Raw genomic sequence first — 1,589 nt, forward strand, 5'->3', positions numbered from 1 at the left:
TTGTACCATTTTACATCGTTGCTGGCGGCTTGCTGCTTTAACCGTTGTTTGCTGCCTGCAAAATTTGAGTACTGCTGCCTGAAACGTTGAATTGATTCAAGCCATTGCGCTTCTTCTATATTCAAAGTCAGGAGCACTTTTGGCATAGTTTTGTTGATATGCCCTTTTTTCTTTGGATCTATGTGGCGGCCGCTCCAGTCGACTAATTCAATATAATCCAGTAAGGCAAAGGGGATCCTGTGTTTAATGTGATTGCCGCCAAATGGTTTTAGCTGTGCTGGTTGGCTTTCATGCTGAATATTATCTTTTTGTTTGAGAAGCTTATTCGCTTTAACCGTGTCTGTGGTAAAGGCTTTAAAGTGCGCTATACGTTCTTGAATTGAGGTGAAATCACGGTCTTCAAGCGTATTGGCTATGTTTGCTCTGATAGAGTTCAAATCAACGTAGGCCATGCAACTGAGCATTGCGGTTTCATCTAATAATGCTTGCGACTATTCTTTATAAGTAATGCGCCCTTCCCTCAAATTTATAAGGAATAAATTTGAATGCCGTCAGGCAGCCCGAAGGGTGAGCGCCAAGGATGGCAGCGAATAATACTTACCCGTGCAGTTATCTTCTTTATTGGCCTCGCGGGCAATGTACTCATTGAGGTTTTTCATATACCAGCTGATGTCATACAATCTTTCTCGCCATTAGCGATGATCTCATTAAAAAAGAGCAAACTTGGCTTATCTAACTGCTCACCTTTTAAATGGCGGTCGACTAAAAAGTGGTCGTTATAAAGCTGATACCAGCGGTTAATTACTTCATCATCAGACCAATCAAGTGCTTGACGCCTATTGACGTTCACAACAAGGTGATAGTGATTGCTCATAATCGCGTAGGCAGCAATTTCAATGGCAAACACACTACTTAATAACTTAATTCGCTCTACTAACCACTCCCTACGGTGAGCAAAGTTTTTACCTGTGTATTTATCATCACCACACAAGAATGCACGTCTCACGCATCGTGAGATTAAGTGATAATAAGATATCGATGCTAAATCAATAAGCTTTTTTCTTGCGCGAGTCATAATATATCAACTTCAGTAGCACTGTGTGTAATAACAGTGGTTGATACTATGATTTTTGCAAAAACAGTAGTTGATACTGTAGTTTTTGCAAAAAAATGTGTCTGTCCTTTTTACTTTCCACTTTTTAATTTCCAACGAAATAGACATTAGACGCCGGATTTATGTCATAGGACCGTTACCTTTATTAGTAAAAAATTCGCTGGCGGAGTGACCATATATCTCTGTGTTATCTGAGAGATTCATTTGTAATCAAGTGTAATACATTTTGTTTGAGGGCTTTGCTAGTCTTTACTGGCTGTTTATTTTTTAACAAAAAAAGGAAATACCTACAATGAGTACCACTAAACTTGATGAAATGCTAACTGGCCGCATTCAACCCGGTGAACCTAAACAATATACCAATGCTAACCCTCAGATCGATCTAGGCCACGGATGTATTATTGTAGATGTGATCGCTGATGTTGTAGCTGATGCCGCCGCTGATGCCGCCGCTGATGCCGCCGCTGATGCCGCC

1 protein-coding gene and 1 pseudogene are annotated in these 1,589 nt (G+C 40.6%); one reads left to right on the forward strand and one right to left on the reverse strand.

The features are described 5' to 3' along the window. A pseudogene (locus H5154_RS23925) lies at positions 1–1,075 on the reverse strand (hypothetical protein); the annotation flags it as partial. A gap of 331 nt (positions 1,076–1,406) precedes the next feature. Between H5154_RS23925 and H5154_RS22640 the strand changes: the two are divergent. After that, the coding region (locus H5154_RS22640) for a hypothetical protein (protein WP_220493442.1) at positions 1,407–1,589 on the forward strand (183 nt) is incomplete at its 3' end.

This window comes from Pseudoalteromonas sp. SR44-5, from assembly GCF_014163675.1.
Taxonomy (GTDB): Bacteria; Pseudomonadota; Gammaproteobacteria; order Enterobacterales; family Alteromonadaceae; genus Pseudoalteromonas; species Pseudoalteromonas rhizosphaerae.